We start from the raw sequence: 14,829 nt of genomic DNA, 5'->3' as shown, positions 1-14,829 counted from the left end.
TTGCTTTCTATGGTAGTATAAAGGGCGGAAAAAAGCAACAAAAATAATACAGAGGTGACAAACTATGAAACGACTTCTCGTTTATTTGAAGGATTACAGGAAGGAAAGCATCCTTGGTCCGTTGTTCAAGCTTCTGGAGGCTTCCTTTGAGCTTCTGGTTCCGCTTGTCATGGCGGCGATCATTGATAAAGGAATTGCAAACCGGGATACGGGATATGTGATCCGGATGTGTCTTGTTATGGTTGCTCTGGGCATCATTGGACTGATCTGTTCGGTGACAGCTCAGTATTTTGCGGCTAAGGCGGCAGTTGGCTTTGCCACGGGGGTGCGTCATGCGCTGTTCTCCCATATTCAGAAGCTGTCTTATACGGAGATCGATACCCTCGGTACCTCGACTATGATGACAAGAATGACCAGTGATGTCAATCAGGCCCAGTCCGGCGTCAATATGACCCTGCGGTTGTTTCTCCGGTCACCGTTCATTGTGTTTGGCGCCATGATCATGGCTTTTACCATCAATGTGAGAGCGGCAATGATTTTTGTGGTGACGATTCCCCTGCTGTCCATTGTGGTCTTTGGGATCATGCTGATCACCATGCCTCTGTATAAAAAGGTGCAGGCCGGACTGGATAAAGTCCTTGGAACCACCAGAGAAAACCTGACCGGTGTCCGGGTCCTTCGGGCCTTCAATAAGGAAGAAGAGGAACGGGAACGGTTTTCTGAGCGAAACGAATCATTGACGAAAATGCAGATTTTTGCCGGCCGGATCTCGGCCCTTATGAATCCGATCACCTATGTGATCATCAATGGCGCTGTGGCGGTGCTCATCTGGACCGGCGCCATCCAGGTGGACAGTGGGATCATTACCCAGGGGGAAGTGGTGGCTCTGGTCAATTACATGTCTCAGATCCTGGTAGAGCTGATCAAGCTGGCCAATCTGATCATCACCATAACCAAGGCACTGGCCTGTGCCGGTCGGATCGCAGCAGTTCTGGAGACAGAACCCGATATGACAGCGTCTGCTCCGGAGGAATGGAAGGCAGATCAGGACACCGGCCTTCGGGGGACTGTGGAGTTTTCCCATGCAAGTCTGATCTATAAAAATGCAGGTGCAGAATCCCTGACGGATGTGAATTTCCGGGCTGAGCGGGGACAGACCATCGGCGTGATCGGCGGCACCGGATCGGGAAAAACATCCCTGATCAATCTGATCCCCAGATTTTACGATGTGAGTGATGGTGCGGTTCTGGTGGACGGCGTCAATGTCAAGGATTATCCCTTTGAGGTACTTCGGGAAAAGATCGGTGTCGTTCCTCAGAAAGCGGTGCTTTTCAAGGGAACCATCGCTGAGAATCTGAGATGGGGAAAGAAGGACGCCGATGAGAAAGAAATGTGGGAGGCGTTGGAGCTCTCCCAGGCGAAAGAATTTGTGGAGAAAAAAGAGGGAGGACTTGACTGGTCCGTGGCCCAGGGCGGAAGGAATCTGTCCGGCGGCCAGCGCCAGAGACTGACCATAGCCAGGGCCCTTGTGAAAAAACCGGAGATCCTGATTCTGGATGACAGCGCTTCCGCTCTGGATTTTGCCACCGATGCAAGGCTCAGAAAGGCCATTCGGGGAATGAAGGAAAAACTAACCGTATTTATTGTTTCCCAGAGGGCTTCCTCCATTCAGTATGCAGATCAGATCGTAGTTCTGGATGACGGAGCGGTAGTAGGAATCGGAACTCACGAAAAGCTCCTGGAAAGCTGTGGGGTGTATCAGGAAATCTATTATTCCCAGTTCCCGAAGGAGGTGGAATGACATGAAGGAATACAGAAAAGCAGCGGGAAGGAAGGATACCTTCCGAAAGATACTGAAATACATTAAAAAATACCGTTTTTCCGTGGTGCTGTCCCTTCTCTTTGCAGCGGTGACGGTAGCCCTCACCCTTTATATCCCCATTCTGACCGGACGGGCCATCGACTATATTGTGGGGCCGGGAAACGTGGATTTTGCAGCAGTGGGGAAAGTTCTGGTGACCATTGTCATTGTCATTTTGCTGACAGCTGCCGCCCAGTGGATCATGAACGTATGCAATAACCGCATCACCTATCACGTTGTCCAGGACATCAGGCGGGATGCCTTCGCAAAGATCGAGATCCTGCCTCTCAAATATATCGACGGTCATTCCAACGGTGAGATCGTCAGCCGTGTCATTGCCGATGTGGATCAGTTTGCTGACGGCCTGCTCATGGGCTTTACCCAGCTGTTTACCGGAGTCATGACTATCGTGGGGACGCTGTGCTTCATGCTGTCGGTCAACGGGATGATCACCCTGGTGGTGATCCTTATCACACCGGTGTCCCTGTTTGTGGCAAGCTTCATTGCAAAGAAGACGTATTCCATGTTTAAGCTCCAGTCGGAGACCAGAGGGGAACAGACAGCACTCATTGAGGAGGCCATCGGAAATCAGAAGGTGGTCAAGGCCTTCGGCCATGAGGAGGAGACAAAGGCACGGTTCGATGAAATCAACGGAAGGCTCCAGAAATGCTCTCTTCGGGCGATCTTTTTCTCATCTCTGGTAAACCCCTGCACCAGATTTGTAAACAGTCTGGTGTATACCGGCGTGGGGATCGCGGGTGCTCTGGCGGCCATTGGCGGAATTATCAGTGTTGGACAGCTGGCCTGCTTCCTCACCTATGCCAATCAATATACGAAGCCCTTCAATGAAATCTCCGGAGTTGTGACGGAGCTTCAGAACGCCATCGCATGCGCCGCGCGGATCTTTGAGCTCATCGAGGAAAAGCCCCAGAGCCCTGATCGGGAGAATGCAGCGGAGCTTTCAGAGGCAGAGGGCCGTGTGAAACTGGAACAGGTGTATTTTTCCTATAATCCGGAACAGAAGCTGATCGAGAACTTCAATCTGAAGGTGGAGCCCGGACAGAGAGTAGCCATTGTGGGGCCCACCGGCTGCGGAAAGACTACCGTCATCAATCTTCTGATGCGGTTTTATGATGTGGACAGCGGAGAGATCCGGGTCGATGGAATAGAGACGCGGGATCTGACGAGAAAGAGCCTGCGGCAGAATTACGGAATGGTCCTTCAGGATACCTGGCTGAGAAACGGGACCATCCGGGAGAACATCGCCATGGGGCGGCCGGACGCCACCGAGGAAGAGATCGTGGAGGCGGCAAAGGCTTCTCATGCCCACAGCTTCATCAAGCGTCTGCCGAAGGGCTATGATACGGTGATCTCTGAGGACGGGGACAATCTGTCCCAGGGGCAGAAGCAGCTTCTTTGCATCACAAGGGTCATGCTGTGTCTGCCGCCCATGCTGATTCTTGACGAGGCCACTTCTTCCATTGATACAAGAACGGAGATCCGGATCCAGAAGGCCTTTGCCACAATGATGAAAGGCAGAACCAGCTTTATCGTAGCTCATCGTCTTTCCACGATCCGGGAGGCGGATATTATTCTGGTAATGAAGGATGGAAACATCGTCGAGCAGGGAAATCACAAAGAGCTCCTGCAGAAGGGGGGCTTCTACGCGGAGCTCTACAACAGTCAGTTTGCAGGATTATAAAAACAGTTCAGCAATATAAACGACGATGCAGGCGCATCCCGCCACGGTCAGAAGGCTTTTTCCCAGATACGCAAGGCAGGCGGCGGCGAGAAAGCCGAGGGCAGCGGAAACGGTGCTGGCTGTGGAATAGAGGATGGCCGGAAAGGTCATGGCAGCCAGAGTCGCATAGGGCACATAGTGAAGGAAGGACCGGATAAAGGGATTTTTGATCTCCCTGCGGATCAGGGTCAACGGCAGCATACGGATCAGATAGGTCACAGCAGCCATGACCAGAATATAAAGATAGATATTATGACTCATGGGACACCTCCTCTGCAACCGGAAACAGAAGCGCTGCCGCTGCTGCAGTCAGAACCGTAATGATAATGATCTGAAAGCCCGGAGAAATGGCGTTTAATCCGGGAGTATAATAAAACACTGTGCTCAGAAATACGGCACAGAGGACAACTGCCAGAACAGGCTTTTCTGCCCTGGCGACCGGAATGACGATGGCCAGGAACATGCCGTAAATGGCAATGCCAAGAGCGCTGATGATGCTTTCGGGCAGAAGGCTGCCGGAAATGACGCCGAACAGTGTGCCGAGGACCCAGCCGGGGACCGCAATGCTGATGAGGCCGTAGGAGTGGGCCGGTTCCAGTGGGCCGGGCCGACAAACGCTGACGGCAAAGATCTCATCGGTGACTCCGTAGGCGATGCCGAAACGGTGCCCCATGGCTGTTTTCTTTGTGAATTTCTGGGAAAGAGCACAGGACATCAGGCAGTAGCGCAGATTGATGATGAGCTGCGTCAGTGCCATTTCAAAATAAGGGGCGCCGGCAGCGATCAGCTGCAGAGACGCGTACTGGCCCGCCGAGGTCACATTGACAGCGGACATGAAAGCGGCCTGAAACGGAGTCAGACCGATGCCTTTGGCTTGAATGCCGAAGGCGAAGGATACCGCAAAATATCCAAGACAAATAGGAAGGCCGTCCTTCAGGCCGGCTTTCCAGGCATTAAATTTATTATATGACATAATTTTCCCTCCAAAGACAAGTATATACTCACTTGTACAGGAAGTAAACCTCAAAAATGAAACAGGCGCAGGATTATGCTTGTAGATGAGTTTAGCTCCTGCAGCTGCCAAAGTACCGCCGTAAAAGCTTGAAAAGTGATAATGCGGCGGTACGGATCAGGAGCAGAGTACCGCCGGCTCCGCGGAATCCCTCAAAGAGGCGGAAAAATCTTCCCAAAACAAAAGACTCCCGCACAAACAAAAAGCTCCACAGAAGCAATAAAAAGGAGCCATTGCCCCATTTGAAGCAATGGCTCCTTTACAATCAAAACATCCATCAGAATTCAAACTTTTATCAGAATTCGGGCTCAATCAGTCCGTAGGTATTGCCCTTTCTCTTATATACAACATTGACCTCGTCTGTTTCCGCGTTGCGGAATACGAAAAAGCTGTGGCCAAGAAGCTCCATCTGAATGCAGGCCTCTTCAGGATCCATGGGCTTCACTGCAAACCGTTTGGTGCGCTCGATCCGTACAGCTTCCGGCTCGTCAGCCTCTTCTTCCATATATGCTTCGGAGAAGGAGGTGGTGTTCTGCTTCTGCTCGACCAGCTTTGTTTTGTATCGCTTTAACTGCCGCTCAATAATTTCCTCCACCAGGTCAATGGAAACATACATATCGCTGCTGACCTGCTCAGAACGGATGATAGAACCTTTTACGGGAATGGTAACCTCGATTTTCTGCCGGTCTTTTTCGACGCTCAGTGTGACATGGACTTCTGTGGCGGGAGTGAAATACCTCTCAAGCTTGCCGATTTTTTCAAGGACAGCGTTTCTGAGGCCCTCGGTGATGTCGATATTTCTTCCTGTAATGATGTACTGCATAACATCAACTCCTTTTTCTGCATATTTTCGGAAACGTCTGTAAATACGTTCCTGAATCCATCCATGTCGCTGAATGGATTATATTGAAATTATACCATATTTCGAAAGATTTACAAGGCAAAAAGATAAAAAGACTATAAATTGTTTGACAACAAAATTGTGAAAAATGCAGGAACGTGGGGGCGGAAAAAGTCAAGGAGAAAATGAAGAAAAAGGTCGAAAATGTAAAATTTTGGTTAAGTTCACAAAACAGATGTTTTTTTGTACTGTCCACAGAAAAAGCAGATGTGGTTGTGGATAATGTGGATAAGTCCGTGGAAAAGTGAAAAACCGCGGAAAAACGCTCTGGATTTCCGTGGATAACTTTTGTGGATAATGTGGATAACTTTTTTTTGCCTGCGGGAAAACTCGAAAAAATGAGTGTCGAATTGTGTAAAATGCCTAAAAAGAAAAATAGTTGAAGAAAGCCCCGGATGGTGTTACAATAAGATAGATTGACTGAATATAATCGGACAGCTATGTACTTTTGAGATACTGAATAAGAGGCAGGTGCGTACAGATATGGGTTTGATGCAAAAATTTTTTGGAACACACAGCGAACGGGAAATCAAACTGATTAAACCGGTTATGGAAAAGATCGTTGCCATGCGTCCGGATATGATGAAGCTCTCAGACGGAGAGCTCCGGGCGAAGACCAGAGAATTCAAGGGTAGAGTGGCAGGAGGAGAAAGCCTGGATTCCATCATGCCGGAGGCATATGCGGTGGTCCGCGAGGCAGCAAGGCGTGTATTGAACATGGAACATTATCCGGTGCAGATCCTGGGCGGTATTATTCTCCATCAGGGCCGGATCGCCGAGATGAAGACCGGTGAAGGAAAAACCCTGGTGGCGACCCTTCCCGCATACCTCAATGCCCTGGAAGGCAGGGGCGTTCACATCGTGACTGTCAATGATTATCTGGCAAAGCGTGACGCCGAGTGGATGGGACAGGTCCATGAGTTTCTTGGGCTGACTGTGGGCGTGGTACTCAACAGCATGACAAACGACGAGCGCCGGGAAGCTTATAAATGCGACATTACTTATGTGACCAACAATGAGTTGGGCTTTGATTATCTGAGAGACAACATGGTGATCTATAAGGAGCAGCTTGTTCTCAGAGAACTTCATTATGCCATCGTCGATGAGGTGGACTCGGTGCTGATCGACGAGGCCAGAACGCCGCTGATCATTTCCGGTCAGAGCGGCAAATCCACCAAGCTGTATGAGGTCTGTGACAGCCTGGCAAAGCGTCTTCAGCGCGGTGAGGCCAGCGGCGAGATGACAAAGATGGCCGCGATTATGAAGGAGGAGATCACCGAGACCGGAGATTTTATCGTCAATGAGAAGGAAAAGGTCGTGAGCCTGACGGCCCAGGGCGTTGAGCGGGTGGAGCAGTTCTTCCATATTGAGAACCTGGCCGATCCGGAGAATCTGGAGATTCAGCACAACATTGACCTGGCCCTCAGAGCCAATTATCTCATGTTCCGCGATCAGGATTATGTGGTGAAGGATGATCAGGTGCTCATCGTAGATGAGTTTACGGGCCGTATCATGCCGGGCCGCCGGTATTCCGACGGACTCCATCAGGCTATTGAGGCCAAGGAGCATGTGAAGGTCAAGAGAGAGAGCAAGACCCTTGCGACGATCACCTTCCAGAACTTCTTCAATAAATTTGACAAAAAGGCCGGTATGACCGGTACTGCCCTCACAGAGGAAAAGGAATTCCGTGATATTTACGGCATGGACGTCATCGAGATCCCGACCAACAAGCCGGTGATCCGCGAGGACAGACAGGATGCCGTTTACAAGACAAAGAGAGAAAAACTGAATGCAGTGGTGAATGCCGTGATGGAAGCCCACAGGAAAGGACAGCCGGTCCTTGTCGGCACCATCAACATCGATTCCTCGGAAGAGCTCAGCAACCTGCTCCGCAAAAAGGGCATTCCCCATAAGGTGCTGAACGCCAAATTCCATGAGATGGAAGCGGAGATCGTGGCGGAGGCCGGTGTTCACGGAGCAGTGACCATTGCCACCAACATGGCAGGCCGTGGTACCGATATCAAGCTGGATGAGGAGGCGAGAGCCGCCGGAGGTCTCAAGATCATCGGTACGGAGCGCCATGAGTCCAGACGTATTGATAACCAGCTGCGAGGCCGTTCCGGACGTCAGGGCGATCCCGGCGAGTCTCGGTTTTACATCAGTCTGGAGGACGATCTGATGCGTCTGTTCGGCTCTGAGCGTCTGATGAGCGTGTTCAACACGCTGGGCGTGGAGGACGGCGAGGAGATCGAGCACAAGATGCTCTCCAGCGCCATTGAAAAGGCCCAGAAGAAGATCGAGGGCAACAACTTCGGCATTCGTAAGAGACTGCTGGATTATGACCAGGTCATGAACGAGCAGCGTGAGGTCATTTACGCGGAGCGGCGCCGGGTTCTGGACGGCGAGAGCATGCGGGACGTGATCTACAAGATGATCACAGACACGGTGGAAAATGTGGTGGATGCCACCATTTCCGACGATCAGTCTCCGGAAGACTGGGATGTCAAGGGTCTTAACGACCTGCTGCTTCCCTCTGTTCCGGTAAAACCGGTTCGGATTCCGGAGGAGGAATATAAATCCTTCAACAAGAGCAGACTGAAGCATATGCTGAAGGAGGAGGCTGTCAAGCTTTACGAGGAGAAGGAGGCCCAGTTCCCCGAGACCGAACAGGTCCGTGAGCTGGAGCGTGTGATCCTTCTCAAGGTCATTGACAGAAAGTGGATGGACCATATCGACGATATGGATCAGCTGAGACAGGGCATCGGCCTGCAGGCCTATGGCCAGAGAGATCCCCTGGTGGAATACAAGATGGCCGGCTATGAGATGTTCGACGCCATGACGGCCAATATTCAGGAAGAGACCATCAAGCTTCTGTTCCATGTGCGTGTGGAGCAGAAGGTGGAGCGTGAGCAGGTAGCTAAGGTGACCGGCACCAACAAGGATGACACGGTGGCCAATACACCGAAGAAACGGGAAACAAAAAAGATCTACCCCAACGATCCCTGCCCCTGCGGCTCCGGCAAGAAATATAAGCAGTGCTGCGGCAGAATGGAAAAGTAAGCAAATCAGAAATCGGATCAAGATGAAGAAAGAAGGTGAAGCTATTGGTAGAGCTTGATGCTTTTAAGGGCGAACTTGCTGCCCTGGAAAAACCTTTAGTGGAAGTGAGGGATTCACTTTAACCTGGCCGGGAAAAGTGAACGAATTGCAGAGCTTGAAAAATATCTGGAGGAGCCGGACTTCTGGAACGATGCGGCCCGCTCCTCAAAGATCATGCAGGAACTGAAAAATCTGAAGGATACGGTGGAGGAATTCCATCAGCTGGAGGAGAAAAAAGAGGAGATTCAGATCCTTTTGGAAATGGGCTATGAGGAAAATGATGCCTCTGTCCTTCCGGAGATCGAGGAGAGCTTAAAGGAGCTTTCCGATAAGCTGGAGGAGCTTCGGCTTTCCACCCTCCTTTCCGGCGAATACGACAGGGACAATGCCATACTGACTCTCCATGCAGGGGCCGGCGGAACCGAGTCCTGTGACTGGGCAGGCATGCTTTACCGCATGTACACCCGCTGGGCAGAGCGGAAGGGCTTTACGACGGAAGTCCTGGACTATCTTGATGGAGAAGAGGCCGGGATCAAGTCGGTGACGGTACAGATCAACGGGCTCAATGCCTTCGGCTATCTCAAGTCGGAGAGGGGCGTTCACCGTCTGGTTCGGATCTCGCCGTTCAATGCAGCCGGCAAGCGCCAGACCTCCTTCGTCTCCTGCGATGTGATGCCGGATATTGAGGAGGATATCGATATTGAGATCAATCCCGACGAGCTGCGGATCGATACCTACCGTTCCAGCGGCGCCGGCGGCCAGCATATCAACAAGACCTCATCGGCCATCCGTATCACCCATCTGCCCACCGGCATCGTGGTACAGTGCCAGAATGAGCGTTCCCAGCATATGAATAAAGATAAGGCCATGCAGATGCTGAAGGCAAAGCTTTTGCTTCTCAAGCAGCAGGAGAATGCGGAGAAGATCTCCGACATCCGCGGCGATGTGAAGGAGATCGGCTGGGGCAACCAGATCCGCTCCTATGTCATGCAGCCCTACACCATGGTGAAGGATCACAGGACCAACGAGGAAAGCGGTAATGTGGCTAGCGTCCTTGACGGAAACCTGGATAATTTCATCAGCGCCTATCTCAAATATATCAAGCTGGGCGGAGAGAAATCATAACAGAGACATTGCATGAATCAAACGTATAAAAGAAGACAGTGCGGAAGGTATATTGGCCTTTACACTGTCTTTTTTGTGTGGTCAGCGTCAGCGAATCAACGTCTTTTCAGGACGTGGGTTCTGCAGCATTTATTATCTCTCCCTGTGCAGCTCTACGCTCATCCGGTACGTGTCACCCCGGTAGGAGGCCAGGGAATATTCAAAGGGAATGCCCTCCTCGGTGTAGGCCACGGTGACAATGTACAAAATAGCCGAGTCCTTTGCCACACCCAGAAGCTTTGCCAGATACTCATCGGCCAGGGCTGCCTGGATCTGACGGGTCAGATGGCCGATGCGGATGTTCAGGCGGGCCTCCAGAGTTTCGTAGAGAGAGTTCTGTTCCAGATCCTCTGTGAGGACGGCACTACAGAGGGCCTCCGGCAGAAAGGTCTTCACATAGACCATGGGTTTCCCATCGGCGTAGCGGAGACGCTCAAGGCAGATGACCGGGTCTTTCTCCGACAGGGAAAGCTGGCGGGCCACCTCTTCTACGGCAGGGAGCGTCCGGAGGGAAAGAACCTTTGTGTCTGGAACCAGACCGAGCCCCTTCGTCTCCTGATTGTAATTCTGTATTTTCTGAATGAAATCGCTGTTGATCTTCGGATGGGTGATGTAGGTGCCCTTGGACCGGATCCGGTTTAAATACCCCTCGTGAACCAGCTCGGAGAAGGCCTGACGGACTGTGGGTCTCGACACATCGAGAAGCGTACACAGCTCCTCCTCGGTGGGAACCGCTTCCCCGTCGGTCAGGCTGCCATCCTGAATGTGGCTGCAGATAAAGGTCTTGATCTGGTAATAAAGAGGAACAGGAATGCTGCGGTCTAGCTTCAGCTTTTCGTAGATTGGATTCATAGCACACCTCCTGAGGAAATTATAAAGGATATGACCGGGAAAGACAATATGTGAGATTGACATTATTTATTTAATACATTATTATGTAATTACAAAGTAATTGTCACGGAGGAAGAAAAAATGGAACTGGAAAAGCTGGTAAAATTGTTTGATCATACCTATTTAAAACCTTACGCCACGGAGGCGGATATGGAGAAGCTCTGCGAGGAGGCAAAAACCTATGGCTTTGCCATGGTGGCAGTCAATTCCGTGCAGACAAAGCGCTGCAAGGAACTGCTGAAGGGGACCGATGTCCATGTGGGAGCAGCCATCAGCTTCCCGCTGGGACAGACGACCATTGAGACAAAGGTCTTTGAGACGAAGGATGCCATCGCAAACGGCGCCGACGAGATCGATTATGTGATCAATATCACAGAGCTTAAGGAGGGCAATTACGCTTATATAAAGGAAGAGATGCACCGGATCGTGGCAGCCTGCAGGGAGGCGGGAGTCATTGTCAAGGTGATCTTTGAAAACTGCTTCCTGACGGATGAGGAGAAGCGGGTGCTCTGCCGGATCGCTCTGGAGGAGAAGCCGGATTATATCAAAACCTCCACCGGCTTTGGGACCGGCGGAGCCACGCTGGAGGATGTGAAGCTGATGAAGAGCATGGTGGGAGACGCAGTGAAGGTGAAGGCCGCCGGAGGAATCCGGGATCTTGCTGCCTGTCTGGCCATGGTGGAGGCAGGGGCCGAGCGGATCGGTACCTCTGCATCGATTAAAATAACGGAGGAATTCAAGAATGGAATATCTGCTGGCGCATGATCTCGGAACCTCAGGCAATAAGGCAACCCTGTTTTCTTCTGACGGAAAGCTGATCGACAGTGTCACGTACCATTATTCGGTGTCCTACACCAACGGGACCTGGGCGGAGCAGGATCCGGAGGACTGGTGGCGGGCAGTGGTGGAGACCACCAGAACGCTGATGGAGAAGGTGGAGAAGGGAAGCATTGCCGCCGTTTCCTTCAGCGGACAGATGATGGGCTGTGTCTGCGTGGATGAGACCGGCGCTCCTTTGAGAAAAGCCATTATCTGGGCGGACATGCGGGCGGTGGAGCAGCAGAAGGAGATTGCGGAACGAATCTCAGAACGGGACTTTTACCGGATCACCGGCCATCGTCTGTCACCCTCCTACGGCGGTCAGAAATTTATGTGGGTGAAAAAGCATGAGCCGGAGGTCTACAAAAAAACCTACAAGCTTTTAAATGCTAAGGATTATGTGATTTTCAAGCTGACCGGAGCATTTGTGACGGAGTATACGGATGCCTCCTCCACCTGTCTTCTGAATCTGGATCAGCTTGCCTGGTCGGACACTCTTCTGGAAGCCATGGGGATCGACCGGGCGAAGATGCCGGAGCTTCACAGATCCACGGACATTGCAGGGCATATCACGGAGGAGGCTGCGGCCCTTGTGGGGCTCCTTCCCGGTACGCCGGTGGTCTGCGGAGGCGGAGACGGCGTCTGCTCAGCCATCGGAACCGGCTGCATTGACGAGGGAGTGGCCCACAGCAGCATGGGGACTTCGTCCTGGATCTCCATTACCAGCAAAAAGGCCATTTATGATGAAGAACAGAGAACCTTCAACTGGGCGCACATCGTGCCGGGTTATGTGCTTCCCACCGGAACCATGCAGAGCGGCGGCGGTGCCTATGCCTGGTATGTGGACAACTTCTGCGGGGAAGAGGCGGCGCTGGCGAAGGCCCGTGGAACCTCTGTCTACACGATTCTGGAGGAAAGCCTGCGAAAAAGCCCGCCCGGCAGCAACGGACTTCTGTTCCTTCCATATCTCATGGGAGAAAGGAGTCCCAGGTGGAATCCGGATGCAAGAGCCGGCTTTGTGGGAATCGGGATGGAACACAGACGGTCGGATTTCCTGCGGGCCATTGAAGAAGGCGTGGCCATGAACCTGAATATCGTCCTTGATATTTTCCGAAATCACGGTCAGACCATCCGGGATATGGTGGTAGTGGGCGGAGGAGCCAAGAGCGGTGTATGGCAGCAGATCCTTGCCGATGTTTACGGGGTAAGACTACAGATTCCGACCCTTCTCGACGAGGCCACTTCCATGGGGGCGGCCATCACGGCAGGCGTGGGAATCGGACTTTTCGAAGATTTCCGGGCTGCAGACCGGTTCCTTGAGATCCGTCACAGCGTGGAGCCGATCGGGGAGAACCGGGAGCTTTACCGGAAGCTTCAGCCGGTTTTTGATGCGGCTTACAACGGGCTTTTGCCCGTATATGAAGGCCTGAAGGCCTTTGCAGAATGATGTATGGAAGCGCCGTGCCAGAACTGTCATAAGGCAGCTCAGGTGCGGCGTTTCATGGTTTTCAAGAAGTGCATTGACAGCGAACGGCATATCTTGTATAACATAGGAAGCGGTTTTCATTTCTTTTGTAAAAAAAGGTTGCATAATCGCAGGAAATGTGCTAAGATTCTCCGTGGTGAAAACATTTGTGTTTGCCAGACGGACGCATGGAAAAACGGAGGAATTATGGCAGAGGATAATCAGTATTATGTAGTCAGAAACAAGGCTGTCCCTGAGGTGCTTTTGAAGGTTGTGGAGGCAAAACGGCTTTTGGCTTCTGAGCGGGCGATGACGGTGCAGGAGGCCACAGAACAGGTCGGCATCAGCAGGAGCTCCTTCTATAAATACAAGGACGACATTTTTCCGTTTCACGATAATGCCAGAGGCAAGACGATTACCTTTGTGCTTCAGATGGATGATGTGCCGGGCCTTCTGTCCACGGTGCTGAAGACGATTGCAGAGTATAACGGAAATATTTTGACCATTCATCAGACGATTCCCATCAACGGTGTGGCTTCCCTGACGCTGAGTGTGGACGTACTGCCGACCACCGGCGATACCTCAGCGATGCTGGAGACCATAGAGAAGCTGCAGGGGATCCATTATCTGAAAATATTAGCGAGAGAGTGAGAGGAAAAACAGATGAAAATTGCGATCATGGGATATGGCACCATCGGCTCAGGCGTGGCGGCTGTTGTGGAGAGAAATGCGGCGAGTATTGCAAAGCGGGTGGGAGAACCCATCGAAGTGAAATATGTGCTTGATCTTCGGGAATTCCCCGGAGACCCTATTCAGGAAAAGGTGGTCCATGACATTGACGTGATCGTCAATGACCCTGAGGTCGCCATTGTGGTGGAGACCATGGGCGGCGTGGAGCCGGCCTGCACCTTTGTGAAAAAGGCGCTGGCGGCGGGCAAATCGGTTACCACCTCCAATAAAGCCCTGGTGGCAAAGAAGGGCATTGAGCTTCTGGATCTGGCTAAGGAAAATCATGTGAGCTTCCTCTTTGAGGCCAGCGTGGGCGGCGGAATCCCCATTATCCGTCCTCTGAACCAGTGCCTGACTGCCGACGAGATCCTGGAGATCACCGGTATTCTGAACGGCACCACCAATTATATGCTGACGAAGATGGACCGGGAGGGCGTGACCTTCGACGAGGTCCTGAAGGAAGCCCAGGATAAGGGTTATGCGGAAAAGGATCCCACGGCGGATATCGAGGGCTTCGATGCCTGCAGAAAGATTGCGATCCTTTCTTCCCTGGCTTACGGAAGCCAGGTGGATTTTGAAGATATCTACACCGAGGGAATCACGAAAATTACCGATACAGATTTTAAATATGCCAGAAAAATGGGAACCTCCATCAAGCTTTTCGGCACCAGCAAACGGGCAGGAGAGGAATTCTACGCCATGGTGGCTCCCGTCATGATAAATGCAGACCATCCCCTCTATGCGGTCAACGATGTATTCAACGGGATCATGGTCGAGGGCAATATGGTCGATAAGCTCATGTTCTACGGACGCGGCGCAGGAAGCCTTCCCACCGCCAGTGCCGTGGTGGCCGATGTGGTGGAAATGGCAAAGAATCCCCATACCACACTGGTGACAAGCTGGAGCACCAAAAAGCTTCCGCTGGCAGACAAGGGAACATGGGTGAGAAAGTTCTTTGTCCGCGCGGCAGAAAATACAGAAGAGAAGAAGGCACAGGTGGAAGCAGCTTTTGGACCGGTATCATATATTGAATTAGAGGGACTCAACGAGTTCGCCTTTGTAACGCCGGAAATGGCAGAGGCTGAGTATGAAAAGAAGGCAGCTTTTGTGGACGGTATCCTTCAGATGATCCGTATGGATGTATAAA

General features: G+C 51.8%; 12 protein-coding genes. 8 read left to right on the top strand and 4 right to left on the bottom strand.

The annotated features are described in order from the left end of the window. Positions 1 to 64: 64 nt before the first annotated feature. Both QJ036_RS08600 and QJ036_RS08595 read left to right on the top strand, forming a co-directional pair. Positions 65 to 1,801: an ABC transporter ATP-binding protein gene (locus QJ036_RS08600; RefSeq protein WP_283230979.1), complete on the top strand. Its 1,737-nt coding sequence runs from the start codon at positions 65 to 67 to the stop codon at positions 1,799 to 1,801. A 1-nt stretch (position 1,802) separates the two neighbouring features. Then, on the top strand, positions 1,803 to 3,563 hold the full coding sequence (locus QJ036_RS08595) for an ABC transporter ATP-binding protein (RefSeq protein ID WP_283230978.1): 1,761 nt from the start codon (positions 1,803 to 1,805) through the stop codon (positions 3,561 to 3,563). Here QJ036_RS08595 and QJ036_RS08590 read toward each other — a convergent pair. The 3 genes from QJ036_RS08590 to hpf form a co-directional block, all read right to left on the bottom strand. Next, positions 3,558 to 3,863 carry an AzlD domain-containing protein gene (locus QJ036_RS08590; RefSeq protein WP_283230977.1) on the bottom strand — a complete coding sequence of 102 codons (306 nt, stop codon included), beginning with the start codon at positions 3,861 to 3,863 and terminating at the stop codon, positions 3,558 to 3,560. The genes QJ036_RS08595 and QJ036_RS08590 overlap by 6 nt on opposite strands. Next, positions 3,853 to 4,575, bottom strand: a complete 723-nt coding sequence (locus QJ036_RS08585) for an AzlC family ABC transporter permease (RefSeq protein ID WP_283230976.1) — start codon at positions 4,573 to 4,575, stop codon at positions 3,853 to 3,855. Before QJ036_RS08585 ends, QJ036_RS08590 begins: the two co-directional genes overlap by 11 nt. Positions 4,576 to 4,909: 334 nt before the next feature. Further along, the gene (gene hpf / locus QJ036_RS08580; RefSeq protein ID WP_283230975.1) at positions 4,910 to 5,437 is read right to left on the bottom strand and encodes a ribosome hibernation-promoting factor, HPF/YfiA family; all 528 of its coding nucleotides are present in this window, start codon (positions 5,435 to 5,437) and stop codon (positions 4,910 to 4,912) included. Positions 5,438 to 5,998: 561 nt separating this feature from the next. On the opposite strand from hpf, the gene secA reads away from it, so the two are divergent. Both secA and prfB read left to right on the top strand, forming a co-directional pair. Then, entirely contained in the window at positions 5,999 to 8,575 is a 2,577-nt protein-coding gene (gene secA, locus QJ036_RS08575) for a preprotein translocase subunit SecA (protein WP_283230974.1), read from the top strand. A gap of 44 nt (positions 8,576 to 8,619) precedes the next feature. Continuing rightward, positions 8,620 to 9,739, top strand: a protein-coding gene (gene prfB, locus QJ036_RS08570; protein WP_283231014.1) for a peptide chain release factor 2 whose coding sequence is annotated in 2 segments (ribosomal slippage) — positions 8,620 to 8,694 and positions 8,696 to 9,739 — 1,119 coding nt in all. Because the reading frame shifts where the segments join, the coding sequence is not laid out codon by codon here. Between the two features lie 132 nt (positions 9,740 to 9,871). Here the strand turns inward: prfB and QJ036_RS08565 are convergent. Further along, entirely contained in the window at positions 9,872 to 10,630 is a 759-nt protein-coding gene (locus tag QJ036_RS08565) for a GntR family transcriptional regulator (protein WP_283230973.1), read from the bottom strand. 120 nt (positions 10,631 to 10,750) lie between these two features. Between QJ036_RS08565 and deoC the strand changes: the two genes are divergently transcribed. The 4 genes from deoC (at position 10,751) to QJ036_RS08545 (ending at position 14,828) form a co-directional block, all read left to right on the top strand. Next, a complete protein-coding gene (deoC, locus tag QJ036_RS08560; RefSeq protein ID WP_283230972.1) occupies positions 10,751 to 11,434 on the top strand; it encodes a deoxyribose-phosphate aldolase in 684 nt (227 codons plus the stop codon). Next, the gene (xylB, locus tag QJ036_RS08555; RefSeq protein ID WP_283230971.1) at positions 11,412 to 12,935 is read left to right on the top strand and encodes a xylulokinase; all 1,524 of its coding nucleotides are present in this window, start codon (positions 11,412 to 11,414) and stop codon (positions 12,933 to 12,935) included. Before deoC ends, xylB begins: the two co-directional genes overlap by 23 nt. 225 nt (positions 12,936 to 13,160) lie before the next feature. Next, positions 13,161 to 13,604, top strand: coding sequence for an ACT domain-containing protein (locus tag QJ036_RS08550; RefSeq protein ID WP_283230970.1), 444 nt, complete (start codon positions 13,161 to 13,163; stop codon positions 13,602 to 13,604). A 12-nt stretch (positions 13,605 to 13,616) separates the two neighbouring features. Next, complete coding sequence (locus QJ036_RS08545) at positions 13,617 to 14,828, top strand: homoserine dehydrogenase (protein WP_283230969.1); 1,212 nt, start codon at positions 13,617 to 13,619, stop codon at positions 14,826 to 14,828. The last annotated feature ends 1 nt before the right edge of the window (position 14,829 follow it).

This window comes from Fusibacillus kribbianus (assembly GCF_030053595.1).
Classification (GTDB): Bacteria; Bacillota; Clostridia; order Lachnospirales; family Lachnospiraceae; genus Lientehia; species Lientehia kribbiana.
Note: the sequence above shows the minus strand (reverse complement) of the source record. Positions and strands in the feature narration are given on the sequence as shown.